The sequence below is a fragment of the Streptomyces sp. NPDC058284 genome (assembly GCF_042881135.1).
Lineage (GTDB): Bacteria > Actinomycetota > Actinomycetes > Streptomycetales > Streptomycetaceae > Streptomyces.
Window position 1 is genome coordinate 135457 of the sequence record NZ_JBHVYE010000003.1, and the last position, 16616, is coordinate 152072.

The following is a 16616-nucleotide window of genomic DNA, read 5'->3' on the forward strand; positions in this document are numbered from 1 at the left end:
CGTCAGTTCCCGAGCATTCCGGTCCAGAGGTCGGGGAAGTCAGGGAGGGTCTTCGCCGTCGTCGCGACGTTCTCGATCCGCACGCCCTCCACCGCGAGGCCGATGATCGCGCCCGCGGTCGCCATGCGGTGGTCGTCGTAGGTGTGGAAGACACCGCCGCGCAGCGGGCGCGGCCGGATGTGCAGGCCGTCGGCGGTCTCGGTCACGTCGCCGCCGAGACCGTTGATCTCTTTGGTGAGCGCGGCCAGGCGGTCCGTCTCGTGCAGGCGCAGATGGGCGACGCCGCGCAGCGTCGAGGGGGAGTCGGCGAGGGCCGCGACCGCCGCGATGCCGGGGGTGAGCTCGCCGACCTCGCTCAGGTCCACGTCGATTCCGTGGATCGCACCGGATCCGGTGAACACCAGGCCCTGCTCCGTCAGTTCGCAGGAACCACCCATCTCGGTGAAGATCCGGCGCAGCGCGTCGCCGGGCTGCGTGGTGCGGGCCGGCCAGTCGGGGATCGTCACCGTACCGCCGGTGACCAGGGCGGCGGCGAGGAACGGCTGGGCGTTCGACAGGTCGGGCTCGATGGTCAGGTCGCGGCCGAGCAGGGCGCCGGGGGCCACCCGCCACACGTTCGGCTCGCCGCCCGCCTCCGGGGTGTCCACCTGGGCGCCGACGGCGCGGAGCATGTCGACCGTCATCCGGATGTGCGGCATGGACGGCAGCGCGCCGCCCACGTGCCGCACCTCCACGCCCTGGTTGAAGCGCGGGCCCGAGAGCAGCAGGGCGCTCACGAACTGCGAGGAGGACGAGGCGTCGATCTCGACCCTGCCGCCCTCCAGGGCGCCACCGCCGTGCACGATCAGCGGCAGCGCGCCACGGCTGCCCTCCTTGTCGTCGATGCGGGCGCCGAGCACGCGCAGCGCGTCGATGACACCGTGCAGGGGGCGCTCGTACGAACGGGGGTCGCCGTCGAAGCGGACCGGGCCGTCGGCGAGGGCGGCGACCGGGGGCAGGAAGCGCATGACCGTGCCGGCGTTGCCGACGTCGACCGTGGACGGCCCGTGCAGCCGCGAGGGGATCACGCGCCACGCCTCGCCGGAGGCACCGGCGCCACCGGCGACCGCGGAGCTCGACGACACCGTCTCCTCGATGCCGACGCCCATCGCACGCAGCGCGCCCGCCATCAGGAGGGTGTCGCGGGAGCGCAGCGGGCGGCGCAGCCAGCCCGGCTCGGCGGCCAGCGCGGCCAGGACCAACGCCCGGTTGGTGACCGACTTCGAACCGGGGACGTGGACCGTCGCGGTGACGGCTCCGCTTGCGTGCGGGGCGGGCCAGAGGGCGGTGTGCGCCGGGGTTTCGGTCATGCACCTCACTTTAGTGGCTGGCCGGGGAGAGGCCCTCAGACGTCGAGGAGCCAGCGCGCTCCGCCCATCAGCGAGCAGAGCGAGACGGCGTGGAAGAGGAAGAGCCAAAGGCCGGCCGGGACGTGCGTGAGGCGCGAGAGCTGGTCCGCGTCCGAGTCGCCCGCGCCGCCGCGGCTGCGCTTGGACTGCAGCTCGAAGGCGGGACGTACGCCTCCCAGGAGCAGGAACCACACCACCGCGTACGCGAACGCCGCCTGCACGTCGGTGGTGCCGAGCCAGGAGACGACCAGGAACGTGCCGCCGGTGACGACCACCGTCAGGGCGCCGTACGCGTTGCGGATCATCACCAGCATCACGACGAGCAGCGCGGTCGCGAGCCACAGGAACGCCGTGATGTGCCCGACGGCGAGCAGCGCCGCGCCGCCGAGGCCGAGCAGGGGCGGCGCGGTGTATCCCGCGGCCGCGGTGAGGATCATGCCGAGGCCGGACGGCTTGCCGCGCGAGACGGTCAGACCCGAGGTGTCGGAGTGCAGCCGGATGCCGTCGAGGCGCCGCCCGGTGAGCAGGGCGACCAGGCCGTGGCCGCCCTCGTGCGCGATGGTGATGGCGTTGCGGGCGAGCCGCCATATGTTGTGCGGCACGACGACGGCCAGGGCCACGACACCCGCCGCGATCACCAGCCACTGTTCCGGCGCGGCCTGGGTGCCGAAGACTCGGTCCCAGAGGTCGGTCAGGCTGGCGCTGGCGGTGCTTTCCATTACTGGGACGGCTCCCTCGGGTCGTACGCGGTCTGGCAGTCTGGCACGTATGTGCGGACGGTATGCATCCAGTCGTAGGCCGGAGGATCTCGCGGCCGTCTTCGAGATCGAGAAGTGGGAGCCGGCGGAAGAACTGGCCCCCGACTACAACGTGGCCCCCACCAAAGAGGTCTACGCGGTCCTCGACCGTCCCCTGAAAGACGCCGGGGACCCGGCTCCGGTTCGCCAGCTGCGCACCCTGAAGTGGGGCCTCGTCCCCTCCTGGTCCAAGACGCCCGACGGCGGCGCCCGGATGATCAACGCCCGCGCGGAGACCGTCCACGAGAAGCCCTCCTACCGCCGCGCCTTCACCTCCCGCCGCTGCGTCATCCCGGCCGACGGCTATTACGAGTGGGTGACCGCGCCCGACGAACGGCAGCTGGAGGTCGAGGGCAAGAAGAAGCGGCCGCGCAAGCAGCCCTACTTCGTGACGCCCGCCGACGGCTCCGTCTTCGCCATGGCGGGGCTCTATGAGTTCTGGCGGGACCGGACGCTGCCCGACGAGCACCCCCTGGCCTGGTGGGTGACGTGCACGGTGATCACCACGGAGGCGGAGACCGCGCCCCTCGCGGTCGCCTCCGAGGAGGGCCCGCGCTCGCTCGCGGACATCCACCCGCGCATGCCGCTGATGCTGACGCCCGACCGCTGGGACGCCTGGCTCGACCCCTCCCGCACGGACCCCGACGAACTCCGCACCCTCCTGGAACCGCCACCGCACGGCCTGATGCGGGCCTACCCCGTCTCCACCGCCGTCAGCAACGTCCGCAACAACGGCCCCGAGCTCCTGAAGGAGCTGGAAGGACCGGAAGAGGGCACACTCTTCTGACGTGAGCCACGCAACGCGGAGCGAGACCGTAGAGACCGACGCCGGTACGGCGCGCATCACCTGGCACCCCGCCACGGAGAAGGCCCGCCTCCTCCTCGCCGTCAGCCACGGCGCCGGTGGCGGAATCGAGGCCCGGGACCTTCAGGCGCTGGCCGCCGTGCTGCCCGGGCACGGAGTGAGCGTCGCCCTCGTGGAGCAGCCCTGGCGGGTCGCGGGGAAGAAGCTGGCGCCCGCGCCGAAGACGCTGGACACGGGGTGGCGGGGGATCTGGCCGGCGCTGGAGAAGAAGGGGCTGCCCGTGGTCTCCGGCGGGCGCAGCGCGGGCGCCCGTGTCGCCTGCCGCACGGCGAGCGAGCTGGGCGCCGCCGCCGTGCTCGCCCTCAGCTTCCCGCTGCATCCGCCGGGCAGGCCGGAGAAGTCCCGGGCCGGCGAACTGCTCTCCACCGGCGTGCCCACGCTCGTCGTGCAGGGCGGCAACGACCCGTTCGGCAGGCCCGCCGAGTTCCCGGACGGCGGAACGTACGAACTGGTGGAAATCCCTTACGGGGATCACGGATTCGCCGTCCCGAAGCGGGCCGGGACCGGCCAGGACGAGGCAGTGAAGCGGATCACGGACGCCGTGGCCCACTGGACGGGAATGTTGGGCGGGTGACCTCTGTTGTCGCGAACAGACGGCGAACGCCGTCGGTAGCTGTTCGTACGAGAGGGAGTCCGCCGCATGGGTTCGACCATCTGCCCGAACCGCTCCAGCGCCTCTGACCTGGAGTGGACGGTGTTGAGCGCACCCAAAACCGCATCTATTCGGGCGGCGCGGGGAGCGGATCGTCGTCTATCCTCCGATTCGAGTGGGGCTGCTTTCGGCCTCGCCACGTCGTTGGAGGAGGTGGGTCCGGTCACTGGGACCGACGCAGGGACCGAGAGCGGTCAGGCGGAGCAGCCCCGAGAGAGCGCCGAGAGGTCCGAGACAGCCGCGGAGCGCACGGCCCGCTTCGAGCGGGACGCGCTGACGTTCCTCGACCAGATGTACTCGGCGGCGCTGCGCATGACGCGCAACCCGGCGGACGCGGAGGACCTGGTGCAGGAGACCTACGCCAAGGCGTACGCGTCGTTCCACCAGTTCCGTGAGGGCACCAACCTCAAGGCGTGGCTGTACCGGATCCTCACGAACACGTTCATCAACTCGTACCGCAAGAAGCAGCGCGAGCCCCAGCGCAGCGCCGCCGAGGAGATCGAGGACTGGCAGCTGGCGCGCGCCGAGTCGCACATGTCCACCGGTCTGCGCTCGGCCGAGTCGCAGGCGCTGGACCATCTGCCCGACTCGGACGTGAAGCGGGCGCTGCAGGCGATCCCCGAGGAGTTCCGCATCGCCGTCTATCTGGCCGACGTAGAGGGCTTTGCGTACAAGGAGATCGCGGACATTATGGGGACACCCATCGGTACGGTGATGTCCCGGCTGCACCGGGGCCGTCGCCAACTGCGCGGCATGCTGGAGGACTACGCCCGTGAGCGCGGGCTCGTCCCGGCCGGCGCCGGGGAGTCGAACGGAACGAAAGGCTCGGGCTCATGAGCTGCGGAGAGCCGCACGAGACTGACTGCAGTGAAGTCCTGGACCATCTCTATGAGTTCCTGGACCACGAGATGCCGGACAGCGACTGCACCAAGTTCGAGACGCACTTCGAGGAGTGCTCCCCGTGCCTGGAGAAGTACGGCCTTGAGCAGGCCGTCAAGAAGCTGGTCAAGCGCTGCTGCGGCTCCGACGACGTACCGGTCGACCTGCGGGCCAAGGTCATGGGGCGTATCGACCTCATCCGCTCGGGGCAGACCGTGCCCGACCAGGACGTCACGCAGGACCTCCCGCGGGACGTGACGGCCTCGGAGGCCTGACCCCACCTCCTCTTCCCCTCTCTCTCCTTCTCTCCCCTCCCGTCACTCGAACGTGCTAATTAACGGCAGCCGGGCGCCGGCCGGGGGGTCTCCGTTCTAGTCTCCGGACCTGGAACGGGGAGGAGTGCTCCATGCGGTCGGTGCCGGTGCGGGCCCGCGTCTACATCCTGTGCGTCGCCCTGACCGGCGGCGCCTGCGCCACGCCCGCGCCCGGCACCCACCCTTCGTGGCCCGCCGTCCTCCTCCTCGCCGCGCTCTTCGCCGGCTGCGAGCAGCTCACGCGGTGCGGTTTCGTCGGCCGTCGCGCCCCGCGCGGCCTCGGCACCTTCTTCCCCGTGCTGCTCGCCGGGGTGTTTCTGCTGCCACCGCAGGGCGCCGCCCTCGTCGCCCTGCCGGGCGCCCTCCTCGCCCGCGTCGACCGGCACCCCCGGTGGGTGCGTCGCCTCTGGCGCGGCGCCCAACTCGCCCTGGCCGCCTGGGTCTCGGCGTGGGTGTACGGCCTGCTCGGCGGGCCCGCCGCCGGTGCCGCGCCCGACTTCCCGTACGTCCTGTGGCCCGCAGGAGCAGCCGTACTCGCCTTCTCCTGCGTGCTCGCCGCGCTGGACGGCGGCATCCTCGTGACCGCCGAGCGCGTGCCGGCCCGGACCGCCTGGCGGGGGCTCTTCCTGCGCAGCCTCGCACCCGTCACCGTGCACGGCCTCGCCGGGCTGATGATGGCCGTGCTCTGGGCCAGCCCCTACGGGCCCCCGGCCGCCCTGCTCGTACTGCTCCCGATGGGCGTCTCCTGCTGGGTCTTCGCGCAGTACCACCGCGAGCGGGCCGCCCACCAGGCCACCATCCGGGCCCTCGTGCAGGCCGTCGACATCAAGGACAAGTACACCCGCGGCCACAGCGAGCGGGTCGGCCGCGCCTCCGTCATGATCGCCCGTGAGCTGGGCATGGACGACGAGCGCGTCGAAGTCCTGCGGTTCGCCGGGATCCTGCACGACGTCGGCAAGCTCGGCGTGCCGACGCGGCTGCTGCGCAAGGAAGGGCCGCTGACGCCCGAGGAGCGGCGCATCATCGAGCTGCATCCCGAGTACGGCCACGAGATGGTGCGCGGCATCGGCTTTCTGGGAGAGGCGCGGGCGGCGATCCTGCACCACCACGAGCGCATCGACGGCAGCGGCTACCCGTACGGCCTCGCGGGGGCGCAGATTCCGCAGTGCGCGCGGGTGGTGGCGGTGGCCGACGCCTTCGACGCCATGACCTCCACCCGGTCCTACCGGCGGGCCCGGCCCGTCGAGGCCGCCGTGGCGGAGCTCTCGCGGTGCGCGGGGGCACAGTTCGACCCCGAGATGGTCGGCGCCCTCGCGCGGGCCCTGGAGCGGGAGGGCTGGCACCCCGAGGTCACCGCGGACGTGCCGGACCAGGGCGGAAACGTGCCTGCCGGGACCGTGCCGACGGCCTCCGCGCTCTCCCGCCCGGCCGCCCGGTGAGGGCCTCCTCGCGCCTGCCCCCGACCGTCACCTGCCTGGCCGGACTGCTCGCCCTCGCCGCCCTGCTCTGGACCCTCCGGCACGGCGTCGCCGAAGGGCGGGTCGCGCTCGCCTTCGGGGTGCTGATCGCCCTGGGCGAGCTGGCCCGGTGGGGGAGCGGGCAGGGCAGGGAGTCCGCGCCGCTCGGCGCCGCCGGGGCACTGGCGTACGCCCTGCTGGGCGAGAACAGCGGACGGGCCACCCACCACGGCGTGCTCCAGGTGATCGCGGTGGTCGTCGCGGCGGCGCTGGTGGGCGCGGTGCCGCAGGTGGCGCTCGGCCGCGGGCACACGCTCGACCACCTGGCGCGCCGCGTCCTGACCGTCGGCTTCGCGGCCGCCTGCTTCCAACCCCTGTACAACTCGGGCAAGTTGCGGGAGTGGTTCGGGCACGGCCCCTACTTCGTGCTGGTCAGCGTCGCCCTGCTGGTCCTCACCGCGCTCTGCGACGCCGTCCTCGCCGCCGTGACGGCGCGCGCCCGCACCCGGTGGCCGTTCGGGCCGCTGCTGCGCGAGGAGCTGCGGGGCACGCTCGGGATCGGCTCCGCCGTCTGCGCGACGGGCGCCGTGATGGCGCTCGCGGTGGCCGTGGCGGGGCTCTGGGCGCTGCCGGTCTTCAGCCTGCCGCTGCTGCTCACCCAGCTGTCCTTCCGGCGGTACGCGGCCGTGCGGGCGACCTACCGGCAGACCATCGCCTCGCTGGCCAGGGCCACCGAGATCGCCGGGTACACCCCGCAGGGGCACGCCCACCGGGTGGCGGGGCTGAGCCGGGCCGTGGGGCGGGACCTCGGGCTCTCCGCGTCGGACCTGACCGTCCTCGAGCACGCCGCCCTGATGCACGACATCGGCCAGCTCTCCCTCGTCGACCCCGTCCCCGCGGGCGCCACCGCCGCGCTCCCCGAGGCGGAACAGCGCCGAATAGCCCTGCTCGGCGGCGCCGTCGTACGCCAGACCGGGGTGGACGCCGCCGTCGCCGTCGTCGTGGAGCGGCAGGCCGATCCGTATCGCGAGCAGCCGCTCACCGCACGTATTGTGCGCACCGCGAACGCGTACGACGAGATGGCGCGGGGAGAAGGACCCTCGGGGGCGCTCGACGGCCCCCTGCGGGCCCTGGAGCGGCTGCGCCTCGCCACCGGCCACGACTACCAGCCGGAAGTCGTGGAGTCGCTGGCGAGGGTGCTGTCCAGGGAGCCTTACCTCGCGTCGGGCTGGGTAACCCATGGGTAATGAGCGGCCGTCCGACCGTACGTGGTTGGATGCGAAGAAGAGGGTGCACGGGGGCACGGGCCCGACGCCGCGCCCGGACGAGACGCGACCTACGCATACGTGGCAGGCGGGAATCAGGCGGGAATCGTGAGGATCTTCGGCAAGGGACGGCACCGGCCCTCCGCCTCATGGCGGCAGGCGACCGACCGCGCGTTCACGCTGATCGGCGACGGCCGGTACGAGGACGCGGGGGCGCTGCTCACGCGTGCGGCGGATCTCGAGCCCTGGCTGTCCGAGTCCTGGTTCAACCTGGCCCTGCTGCACAAGTTCCGGCACGACTGGGAGCAGGCGCGGGCCGCGGGGCTGCGCGCCGTCGCGCTCCTGGACCGCTCCGCCGGCGCCCCCGACTGGTGGAACGTCGGCATCGCGGCGACCGCCCTCCAGGACTGGCCGCTGGCCCGCCGCGCCTGGCAGGCGTACGGCCTGCGGGTGCCGGGCGGGGTGGCCGCGTCCGGCGAGCCGACGGGCATGGAGCTCGGCAGCGCGGCCGTGCGGCTCTCCCCGGAGGGCGAGGCCGAGGTCGTGTGGGGCCGGCGGCTCGACCCGGCCCGCATGGAGGTCCTCTCCATCCCGCTGCCGTCCTCCGGGCGCCGCTGGGGCGAGGTCGTCCTGCACGACGGCGTCCCGCACGGCGAGCGCACGACGGCCGCCGGGCACTCCTACCCCGTGTTCGACGAGATCGAGCTGTGGGCGCCCTCGCCCGTGCCGACCTGGGTGGTCCTCCTGGAGGCCGCCACCGAGGACGACAGGGACGCCCTGGAGCGGCTCGCCGCCGACGCGGGCTTCGCCGCCGAGGACTGGTCGTCCTCCGTGCGGCTGCTCTGCCGGATGTGCTCGGAGTCCCGGATGCCGAGCGACGAGGGCGACGGCGAGCACCTGGACCCGCACGACCACAGCGAGCCGGGCCATCCGGGACCGCTCGGGCACCGCAGCCCCGGCGCGCTCTGGGTGCCGGAGCGCGAGTGCGGCCTCGCGGCCCCGGCCGCCCTGGTGCGGGGGCTCCTGGACGGGTGGGTGGCGGACAGCCCGGATTCCCGCGACTGGCGGGATCTCGAAGAGGTCTGCTGACACTTCGCCGTAGGCTGTACCGGCACAAACTCTTGAGGGTTCCACGGAAGGCGTACGGCGGACATGGCGCAGGACACTGAGCAGCAGGCCATCGGCGGCGACGGGGTCCTCCCCGTCGACGACGAGGGCTTCGTCATCGACACCGAGAACTGCGAGGAGCGGGAGACGGCCTACCGCGAGCGCGGTACGTACCGGCCGATCACGGTCGTCGGGAACCCGGTCCTGCACAAGGAGTGCAAGGACGTCACGGCCTTCGACGACGAGCTCGCGAGCCTGATCGACGACATGTTCGTGAGCCAGCGGGTGGCCAACGGCGTGGGCGTCGCAGCCAACCAGGTCGGCGTCGATCTGAAGGTCTTCGTCTACGACTGCATGGACGACGACGGCGTGCGGCACGTCGGGGTGGTCTGCAACCCGGTGCTGCGCGAGCTGCCCGCCGACAAGCGCCGCCTCGACGACTCCGGCGAGGGCTGCCTCTCCGTCCCCACCGCCTACGCCGACCTGGCCCGCCCCGACTATGCCGAGGTGACCGGGCAGGACGAGAAGGGCAACCCCATCAAGGTGCGCGGCACCGGCTACTTCGCGCGCTGCCTGCAGCACGAGACGGACCATCTGTACGGGTACCTCTACATCGACCGCCTCTCCAAGAGGGAGCGCAAGGAGGCGCTGCGCCAGATGGAAGAGGGCACTCCGCGCTACCCCGTGGTGGCGAATGACTGACCCCCGCGGCGCCTGAGCGGCGTGGGAACGGTGCGACACGAGCGGCCCCTGGTCGGGGATCACCCCTGACCAGGGGCTGTTGGCGTGAACCGCTCGCCTGTGCGAGCAAATCAGGCTTCCAGTGATCCATATTCAGTCACGTACGTGGATGTTCTCGGCACTGGGGGGTAGTGAATGGCGCAAATCTGTTCCCTGAACGGTCAGTTGTGGTGCTGAATGGAAAGCGCGGGGATACGCAACGGCGCGCGCCCGGCACGGCGGAAGGGGCGCGTGTCCTCAGGCGGCTGAAAGGGGTCCGTTCGTGCCTGCATATTCCGGAAGCACTTCACCGACACAACCACACACACAGCCACGCACACCGGTGGTAACCGTCCCGCCGGCACTGGCCGTTCCGGTGATCGAAGCAGCGTTCCCTCGTCGTCTGCACCCGTATTGGCCAAAGCTTCAGGAGAAGTCCAGGACCTGGTTGCGCGAAATGCGCCTGATGCCCCCGGACAAGGTCGAACGGTACGCGGACAGCCTCTGCTACACCGACCTGGTCGCGGGCTACTACATTGGCGCGCCCGACGAGTTGCTCACCGCTATAGCGGACCTCAGCAGCTGGTTCTTCGCGTGGGACGACCGGCACGACCGGGACTCGGTGCACGGCAGAGCCCCCCAGTGGCGGCGGCTGTGCCGAGGCCTGCACGGCGCCCTGAACGACCCCCGGCGATACCTGCACCACAAGGACCCGTTGGTCGCGGGCTTCGCGGACTGCGTCCTTCGCTTGTACTCCTTCCTCGGCCCCAGCTGGAACGCCCGGTTCGCCAGGCACTTCCACCCGGTGATCGAGGCGTACGACGAGGAGTTCAGGAACCGGTGCGCCGGCACGGTGCCCACGGTCGAGGCGTACATCGAGCTGCGCCGGCTCACGTTCGCGCACTGGGCCTGGATCGACCTCCTCGAACCGACCGCGGGGCGCGAACTGCCGGAGGCGGTACGGAAACACCCCGCTTACCGGCGGGCGGCACGGGCGACCCAGGATTTCTCGGCCTGGTACAACGACCTGTGCTCGCTCCCGAAAGAACTCGCGGGGGACGAGCTGCACAATCTCGGGATCAGCCTCATCCACCACAAGGGAATGACGCTTGAGGAGGCCGTGCGGGAAGTCCACAGACGCGTCAGTCAGTGCGTCATGGAATTCATCGAAGCGGAGCGTGAAGTGCTTCTGCTCGCCGACTCAATGGCGGACGGTAGTGAACACGGAAGGGAACTCGCGGACGCGGTGGGATCCTGCGTCTTCAATATGCGGAACTGGTTCTCTTCCGTGTACTGGTTCCATCACGAATCCGGTCGCTATCGGGTGGACAGCTGGGACGACAGGTCCATACCCCCGTATGTGACGGAAGACGGACTGGCGGAAAACGAACTGGTAGGTGAGGAATGAGCGTCGAATCCGCGATACCCGCTCCGGCCACCCCGGGGCCGGGTCCGCTGCGCACCCCGCCCCTCGTCCGGGGCGGTGTGCCGCTGCTCGGCCACGCCTGGCACCTGGTGCGCGACCCGCTCGGCTTCCTCGCCGCGCTGCGGGACCACGGCGATCTCGTACGGATCAGGCTGGGGCCCCGGACGGCGTACGCCGTCTGCGATCCGAAGCTCGTCGGCGCCATGCTGAAGGACCCGGAGTACATCGTGGGCGGGCCGCTCTGGGACACCCTGGAGGTGCTCCTCGGCAAGGGCGTGGCGACCAGCAACGGCAAGCTGCACCGGCGGCAACGGCGCATGATGCAGCCCGCGTTCCGGCCCGAGCGGATCGCCGACTACGCCAAGGTGATGGAGGAGGAGGCGCGGGCCACGGCGGCCCGCTGGCGGCCGGGCGCCACGGTCGACGTGAGCGCGGAGATGTTCCGCACCGCCGTGCGCATCGTCTCGCGCTCGCTCCTTGAGGTCGACTCGATCGGCGAGAAGGCGGACCGCATCGCCGACTCGCTGCACACCGTGTTCGAGGGCCTCTACCGCCGGATGGTGCTCTCCGTCGGGCCCCTCTACCGGGTGCCGACCCCCGCCAACCGGCGCTTCGAGAGGGCGCTCGCCGATCTGCACGCGCTGGTCGACGAGATCGTCGCGGAACGCCGCGCGGCCGGGCCGGGCGGCCCGGACGATCTGCTCGCGCAATTGCTGCGGGCAAGGGACGAAACCGGAGCGCCCATAGCCGACCAGGAGATCCACGACAACGTCGTTTCGCTCGTCGTGGCGGGTGCGGAGAATGTGGCGTCGACGCTGGCGTGGGCGTTCCATCTGCTCACCGAACACCCGGAGCAGGAAAGGCGGTTGGTTGAAGAGGTAAATGCCGTGGCCCCGGACCGGGCGATCACTTTCGCCGATCTGAAGGACCTGCCGCACACTCGCAATGTCGTCACCGAGGCGATGCGCATACGGCCGGCCGCCTGGATATTCACGCGCAGGTCCGTGGCCGAAACCGAGCTGGGAGGCTATTCGATTCCGGCGGACGCGGACCTCGTCTACAGCGTCTACGCGATGCAGCGCGACCCGCGTTCCTTCGAGCGGAATCTGGAGTTCGACCCGGACCGCTGGAATCCGGAACGCGCGGCGGACATCCCCGAGTTCGCGATGATGCCGTTCGGCGTCGGCAACAGGAAGTGCCCGGGAGACCACTTCAGCCTGGCCGAACTCGCCCTGATCCTCGGGACGGTGGCCCCCAAGTGGCGCCTGGAGCGGGTCAAGGAGACCGACACCGGTACGCGGATCGGCATCACCCTGCACCCCAGGCGGCTCGTCCTGCGTGCCCGGCCGCGCTGAGCACACGGGCGTGCCCGCCCCGTCCTGAGCGACGGGGCGGGCACACCGCGGACATACCGCGGGCCTACCGCGCCAGGCTAGAAATCGTCGTCGAAGGAGACCGAACCCTCGACGGCGACCTGGTAGGCGGAGGGCCGCCGCTCGAAGAAGTTGGTCAGCTCCTGGACGCCCTGCAACTCCATGAAGGAGAAGGGGTTCTCCGAGCCGTAGACCGGCGCGAAGCCCAGGCGCTGCAGCCGCTGGTCGGCGACGCACTGCAGGTAGTCGCGCATCGAGTCGGTGTTCATGCCCGGCAGGCCGTCGCCGCACAGGTCGCGGGCGAACTGCAGCTCGGCCTCGACCGCCTCCTTGAGCATGTCGGTGACCTGCTCCCGAAGCGCGTCGTCGAAGAGCTCCGGCTCCTCCTTGCGGACCGTGTCGACCACGTCGAAGGCGAAGCTCATGTGCATCGTCTCGTCGCGGAACACCCAGTTGGTGCCGGTCGCGAGGCCGTGCAGCAGGCCGCGGCTGCGGAACCAGTAGACGTAGGCGAAGGCGCCGTAGAAGAACAGGCCCTCGATGCACGCAGCGAAGCAGATCAGGTTGAGCAGGAAGCGGCGCCGGTCGGCCAGGGACTCCAGGCGGTCGAGCTGGTCGACCGAGTCCATCCACTTGAAGCAGAACTGGGCCTTCTCGCGGATGGAGGGGATCTCCTCGACCGCGTCGAAGGCCGCCGCGCGGTCCTCCGGATCGGGCAGATAGGTGTCGAGCAGCGTCAGATAGAACTGGACGTGCACGGCCTCCTCGAAGAGCTGGCGGCTCAGGTAGAGCCGGGCCTCGGGGGAGTTGATGTGCTTGTAGAGCGTGAGGACCAGGTTGTTCGAGACGATCGAGTCACCGGTCGCGAAGAACGCGACCAGGCGGCCGATCATGTGCTGCTCGCCGGGCGAGAGCTTGGCGAGGTCGGCGACGTCGGAGTGGAGGTCGACCTCCTCGACGGTCCAGGTGTTCTTGATCGCGTCCCGGTACCGCTCGTAGAAGTCCGGGTAGCGCATGGGGCGCAGGGTCAGCTCGAAGCCCGGGTCCAGGAGGTTCTTCTCGCTGTTGGTCGTGGTGCTCATTACTGGCAGGCCTCGCAGGACTCGGGGTTTTCCAGGGAGCAGGCGACGGCGTCGGGGTCGGCCGCCTGCTGGGGGACGGGGGTGGCGCTCGCGGCGTTCGGCCCGCCTGCCGCGCGGGCGATGCGCGTCGCGGGGCGCGAACGCAGGTAGTACGTGGTCTTCAGGCCCTGCTGCCAGGCGTACGCGTACATCGAGGAGAGCTTGCCGATGGTCGGCGTCTCCAGGAACAGGTTCAGCGACTGCGCCTGGTCCAGGAACGGGGTGCGCGCGGCGGCCATGTCGATCAGGCCGCGCTGCGGGATCTCCCACGCGGTGCGGTACAGCTCACGCACCTCGGCGGGGATCCAGTCGAAGCCCTGCACCGAGCCGTTGGCCTCGCGCAGCGCCTCGCGGGTCTGCGCGTCCCAGCCACCGAGCCGCTTCAGCTCATCCACCAGGTAGGCGTTGACCTGGAGGAACTCGCCGGACAGCGTCTCGCGCTTGAAGAGGTTGGAGACCTGCGGCTCGATGCACTCGTAGACGCCCGCGATGGACGCGATGGTGGCGGTCGGCGCGATGGCGAGCAGGAGCGAGTTGCGCATGCCGGTCGTGGCGATGCGTTCGCGCAGCGCCGCCCAGCGCTCCGGCCAGGTGAGTTCCACGTCGTAGTGGTCGGGGTGCAGGACACCGCGCGCGGTGCGGGTCTTCTCCCAGGCGGGGAGCGGGCCACTGCGCTGGGCGAGGTCGGCGGAGGCCTCGTACGCGGCAAGCATGATGCGCTCGGCGATCCGGGTCGACAGGGCGCGCGCCTTGGGGGAGTCGAAGGGCAGCTTCAGCTGGAAGAAGACGTCCTGGAGGCCCATCGCGCCGAGGCCCACCGGGCGCCACTTGGCGTTGGAGCGCCCGGCCTGCTCGGTCGGGTAGAAGTTGATGTCGACGACGCGGTCGAGGAAGGTGACGGCGGTGCGGACGGTGGCGTCGAGCCGCTCCCAGTCGATGTCCTGCGCGGCCGGGTCGACGAACGCGCCGAGGTTCACCGAGCCGAGGTTGCAGACGGCCGTCTCGCCGTCGTCCGTCACCTCCAGGATCTCGGTGCAGAGGTTGGAGGAGTGCACGGTGTGACCGGGCTCGGCGGTCTGGTTCGCGGTGCGGTTGGCGGCGTCCTTGAAGGTCAGCCAGCCGTTGCCGGTCTGCGCGAGGGTGCGCATCATGCGGCCGTACAGCTCCCGCGCGGGCAGGGTCTTCTTCGCGAGCCCGGCGGCCTCCGCCGCGCGGTAGGCGGCGTCGAACTCCTCGCCCCACAGGTCGACGAGGTCGGGCACGTCGGAGGGCGAGAACAGCGACCAGTCCCGGTCGGCGGCGACCCGGCGCATGAACTCGTCGGGGATCCAGTGCGCGAGGTTGAGGTTGTGGGTGCGGCGCGCGTCCTCACCGGTGTTGTCGCGAAGCTCCAGGAACTCCTCGACGTCGGAGTGCCAGGTCTCCAGGTAGACCGCGGCGGCGCCCTTGCGGCGTCCGCCCTGGTTCACCGCGGCGACCGAGGCGTCCAGCGTCTTGAGGAACGGCACGATGCCGTTGGAGTGCCCGTTCGTGCCGCGGATCAGCGAGCCGCGGGAGCGGATGCGGGAGTACGAGAGGCCGATGCCCCCCGCGTGCTTGGAGAGCCGCGCGACCTGGTGGTAGCGGTCGTAGATGGAGTCGAGCTCGTCCAGGGGCGAGTCGAGGAGGTAGCAGGAGGACATCTGCGGGTGGCGGGTGCCGGAGTTGAAGAGCGTGGGGGAGGACGGCAGGTAGTCCAGGCGGCTCATCAGGCCGTACAGCGCGGCGACCTCGTCCACGGCCCGGACGCTGGAGTCCTCCGCGAGCCCGCTGGCGACGCGCAGCATGAAGTGCTGCGGCGTCTCGATGACCTGCCGGGTGATCGGGTGGCGCAGCAGGTAGCGGCTGTGCAGCGTGCGCAGGCCGAAGTAGCCGAAGCGGAAGTCGGCGCCGTCCGCGAGCGCGCTCTCCACGAGCGCGTCGAGCCGGGCCGCGTGTTCGGTGACGAAGGACGCCGTGCGGTCGGCGATCAGGCCCTCGCGGTGGCCGACCGCGATCGACTCGGTGAAGGAGCGCACGCCCTGGGTAGCGGCTTCCTCGCGGATGCCGATCGACAGGAGCCTGGCCGCGAGCTTGGAGTACGCCGGGTCCTCGGAGATGAGCCCCGCGGCCGCCTCGGTCGCGAGCTCCCTGAGCTCGGCCACGTCGGCCCGGGTGGAGCGGCCGCGCAGCGCGGCGGCGGCCACCCGGCCGGCGTCGGCGTCGGGGAGATCGGCGGTGAGGTCGGTCAGGGTGCGCAGCAGCGCGGTCCCTGGCGCGTCGGTACCCACAGTGCTGTCGGTGGGCTGTGGTGACAGCGCTGACGCAGGTTCGGCAGGCGCGATGGTCACGTGGAGCTCTCCCTCGCTCGGCTCTGGGCCTGGGGGAGAGGACGGCACACACGGGCGCACCCGGGCAGGGTGGCGTACCGCGTCCACCGGCCCATTCCACGAGGCCCGGACGGTCGGCACCCGGGCCGGACGGCACGGGTGCACTGCCGGCAGGTCTTCGGACTCCGGGTACGACAAATGCGTACACGTACACCGTTGCGGGACAGTTCCGGACTTGCACCGGATTCCCCTGCGGCGACAGCGAGCATGAGCATACATCTTGTGCCGTGCTTCTGAAGCAGGCCCACATCTTGTGTCGGCTCGCATAGGCAGGGTCTAAGGTGCGGTCGGGAGTTCCAGCGCGTAGGTGAGCAGCGGCAGGCCCGGGATCGGGTACCAGTCGCGCTCCGGGGTGCGTATGAAGCCGAGACGTTCATAGAGCCGGTGGGCGGTGCGCATGGTGGGCGAGGAGGACAGCACGAGCCGGTCGCGGCCCGCGTCCCTGGACCGCTGGACGCAGTCCCGCACCAGGAGTTCGCCGACACCGCGGCCGCGCGCCGCGGGCGAGACCGCCAGCATGCGGATCTCCGTCTCGCCGTCCCGCGCGATGTCGGCCATGGGGCCGCCGGACGGCACGAAGGTCACGCCGCCGAGCAGCTCGCGGGAGGCCGCGTCGTCCGCCACGGCCACCAGGATCTCGGCGTGCGCCGCGCGCCCCGCCACGTCCCGCAGCACGGCCAGATAGCGGTCCTCCGCTCCGTGGTCCAGATGTCCGTCGTCGAGGTAGGCCCGCGCGGTGAGATCGCCCAGCGCCTCGTGCTCCGCGGGGTGTGCCCGCCTGATGGTGATGTCCATGGGGCGCAGTGTGCAACACGGGTACGACAAAGGGCCGCCGGTTTTCCGG

At 71.2% G+C, this 16616-nt stretch carries 15 protein-coding genes and 1 riboswitch; of the genes, 10 read left to right on the forward strand and 5 right to left on the reverse strand.

Annotated features, from left to right (window positions below; genetic code table 11):
- Positions 1 to 2: 2 nt before the first annotated feature.
- Positions 3 to 1349, reverse strand: a complete 1347-nt coding sequence (aroA, locus tag ACFVYR_RS06590; RefSeq protein ID WP_384249252.1) for a 3-phosphoshikimate 1-carboxyvinyltransferase — start codon at positions 1347 to 1349, stop codon at positions 3 to 5.
- A gap of 35 nt (positions 1350 to 1384) precedes the next feature.
- Positions 1385 to 2107, reverse strand: a complete 723-nt coding sequence (locus ACFVYR_RS06595) for a M50 family metallopeptidase (protein ID WP_384249249.1) — start codon at positions 2105 to 2107, stop codon at positions 1385 to 1387.
- 49 nt (positions 2108 to 2156) lie between these two features.
- On the opposite strand from ACFVYR_RS06595, the gene ACFVYR_RS06600 reads away from it, so the two are divergent.
- The 10 genes from ACFVYR_RS06600 (at position 2157) to ACFVYR_RS06645 (ending at position 12225) form a co-directional block, all read left to right on the forward strand.
- The gene (locus ACFVYR_RS06600) at positions 2157 to 2972 is read left to right on the forward strand and encodes an SOS response-associated peptidase (RefSeq protein WP_384249246.1); all 816 of its coding nucleotides are present in this window, start codon (positions 2157 to 2159) and stop codon (positions 2970 to 2972) included.
- A gap of 1 nt (position 2973) precedes the next feature.
- Complete coding sequence (locus ACFVYR_RS06605) at positions 2974 to 3624, forward strand: alpha/beta family hydrolase (protein WP_384249243.1); 651 nt, start codon at positions 2974 to 2976, stop codon at positions 3622 to 3624.
- Positions 3625 to 3855: 231 nt separating this feature from the next.
- Positions 3856 to 4539, forward strand: a complete 684-nt coding sequence (locus ACFVYR_RS06610) for a sigma-70 family RNA polymerase sigma factor (RefSeq protein ID WP_384249240.1) — start codon at positions 3856 to 3858, stop codon at positions 4537 to 4539.
- Positions 4536 to 4856: a mycothiol system anti-sigma-R factor gene (gene rsrA, locus ACFVYR_RS06615; protein WP_384249236.1), complete on the forward strand. Its 321-nt coding sequence runs from the start codon at positions 4536 to 4538 to the stop codon at positions 4854 to 4856. The genes ACFVYR_RS06610 and rsrA overlap by 4 nt, the downstream gene beginning before the upstream one ends.
- A gap of 131 nt (positions 4857 to 4987) precedes the next feature.
- Positions 4988 to 6334 (forward strand): HD-GYP domain-containing protein, encoded by a 1347-nt coding sequence (locus tag ACFVYR_RS06620; protein ID WP_384249233.1) that lies wholly within the window; start codon positions 4988 to 4990, stop codon positions 6332 to 6334.
- Entirely contained in the window at positions 6331 to 7599 is a 1269-nt protein-coding gene (locus ACFVYR_RS06625; RefSeq protein ID WP_384249230.1) for an HD-GYP domain-containing protein, read from the forward strand. Before ACFVYR_RS06620 ends, ACFVYR_RS06625 begins: the two co-directional genes overlap by 4 nt.
- A 126-nt stretch (positions 7600 to 7725) precedes the next feature.
- On the forward strand, positions 7726 to 8706 hold the full coding sequence (locus ACFVYR_RS06630) for a tetratricopeptide repeat protein (protein ID WP_384249228.1): 981 nt from the start codon (positions 7726 to 7728) through the stop codon (positions 8704 to 8706).
- 63 nt (positions 8707 to 8769) lie between these two features.
- Complete coding sequence (gene def / locus ACFVYR_RS06635) at positions 8770 to 9426, forward strand: peptide deformylase (RefSeq protein WP_384249225.1); 657 nt, start codon at positions 8770 to 8772, stop codon at positions 9424 to 9426.
- Positions 9427 to 9727: 301 nt separating this feature from the next.
- Positions 9728 to 10852 carry an epi-isozizaene synthase gene (cyc1, locus tag ACFVYR_RS06640; protein WP_384249223.1) on the forward strand — a complete coding sequence of 375 codons (1125 nt, stop codon included), beginning with the start codon at positions 9728 to 9730 and terminating at the stop codon, positions 10850 to 10852.
- Positions 10849 to 12225 carry a cytochrome P450 gene (locus tag ACFVYR_RS06645; RefSeq protein ID WP_384249219.1) on the forward strand — a complete coding sequence of 459 codons (1377 nt, stop codon included), beginning with the start codon at positions 10849 to 10851 and terminating at the stop codon, positions 12223 to 12225. The genes cyc1 and ACFVYR_RS06645 overlap by 4 nt, the downstream gene beginning before the upstream one ends.
- Before the next feature lie 77 nt (positions 12226 to 12302).
- Here ACFVYR_RS06645 and ACFVYR_RS06650 read toward each other — a convergent pair whose 3' ends face one another.
- The 3 genes from ACFVYR_RS06650 to ACFVYR_RS06660 all read right to left on the reverse strand — a co-directional run bounded on the left by ACFVYR_RS06650 (position 12303) and on the right by ACFVYR_RS06660 (position 16567).
- The gene (locus ACFVYR_RS06650; protein WP_384249217.1) at positions 12303 to 13325 is read right to left on the reverse strand and encodes a ribonucleotide-diphosphate reductase subunit beta; all 1023 of its coding nucleotides are present in this window, start codon (positions 13323 to 13325) and stop codon (positions 12303 to 12305) included.
- Complete coding sequence (locus tag ACFVYR_RS06655) at positions 13325 to 15733, reverse strand: ribonucleoside-diphosphate reductase subunit alpha (protein ID WP_384249215.1); 2409 nt, start codon at positions 15731 to 15733, stop codon at positions 13325 to 13327. Before ACFVYR_RS06655 ends, ACFVYR_RS06650 begins: the two co-directional genes overlap by 1 nt.
- Before the next feature lie 130 nt (positions 15734 to 15863).
- Positions 15864 to 15994: riboswitch (cobalamin riboswitch) on the reverse strand.
- Positions 15995 to 16048: 54 nt separating this feature from the next.
- Positions 16049 to 16567, reverse strand: a complete 519-nt coding sequence (locus ACFVYR_RS06660; RefSeq protein WP_384249213.1) for a GNAT family N-acetyltransferase — start codon at positions 16565 to 16567, stop codon at positions 16049 to 16051.
- Positions 16568 to 16616 lie beyond the last annotated feature (49 nt).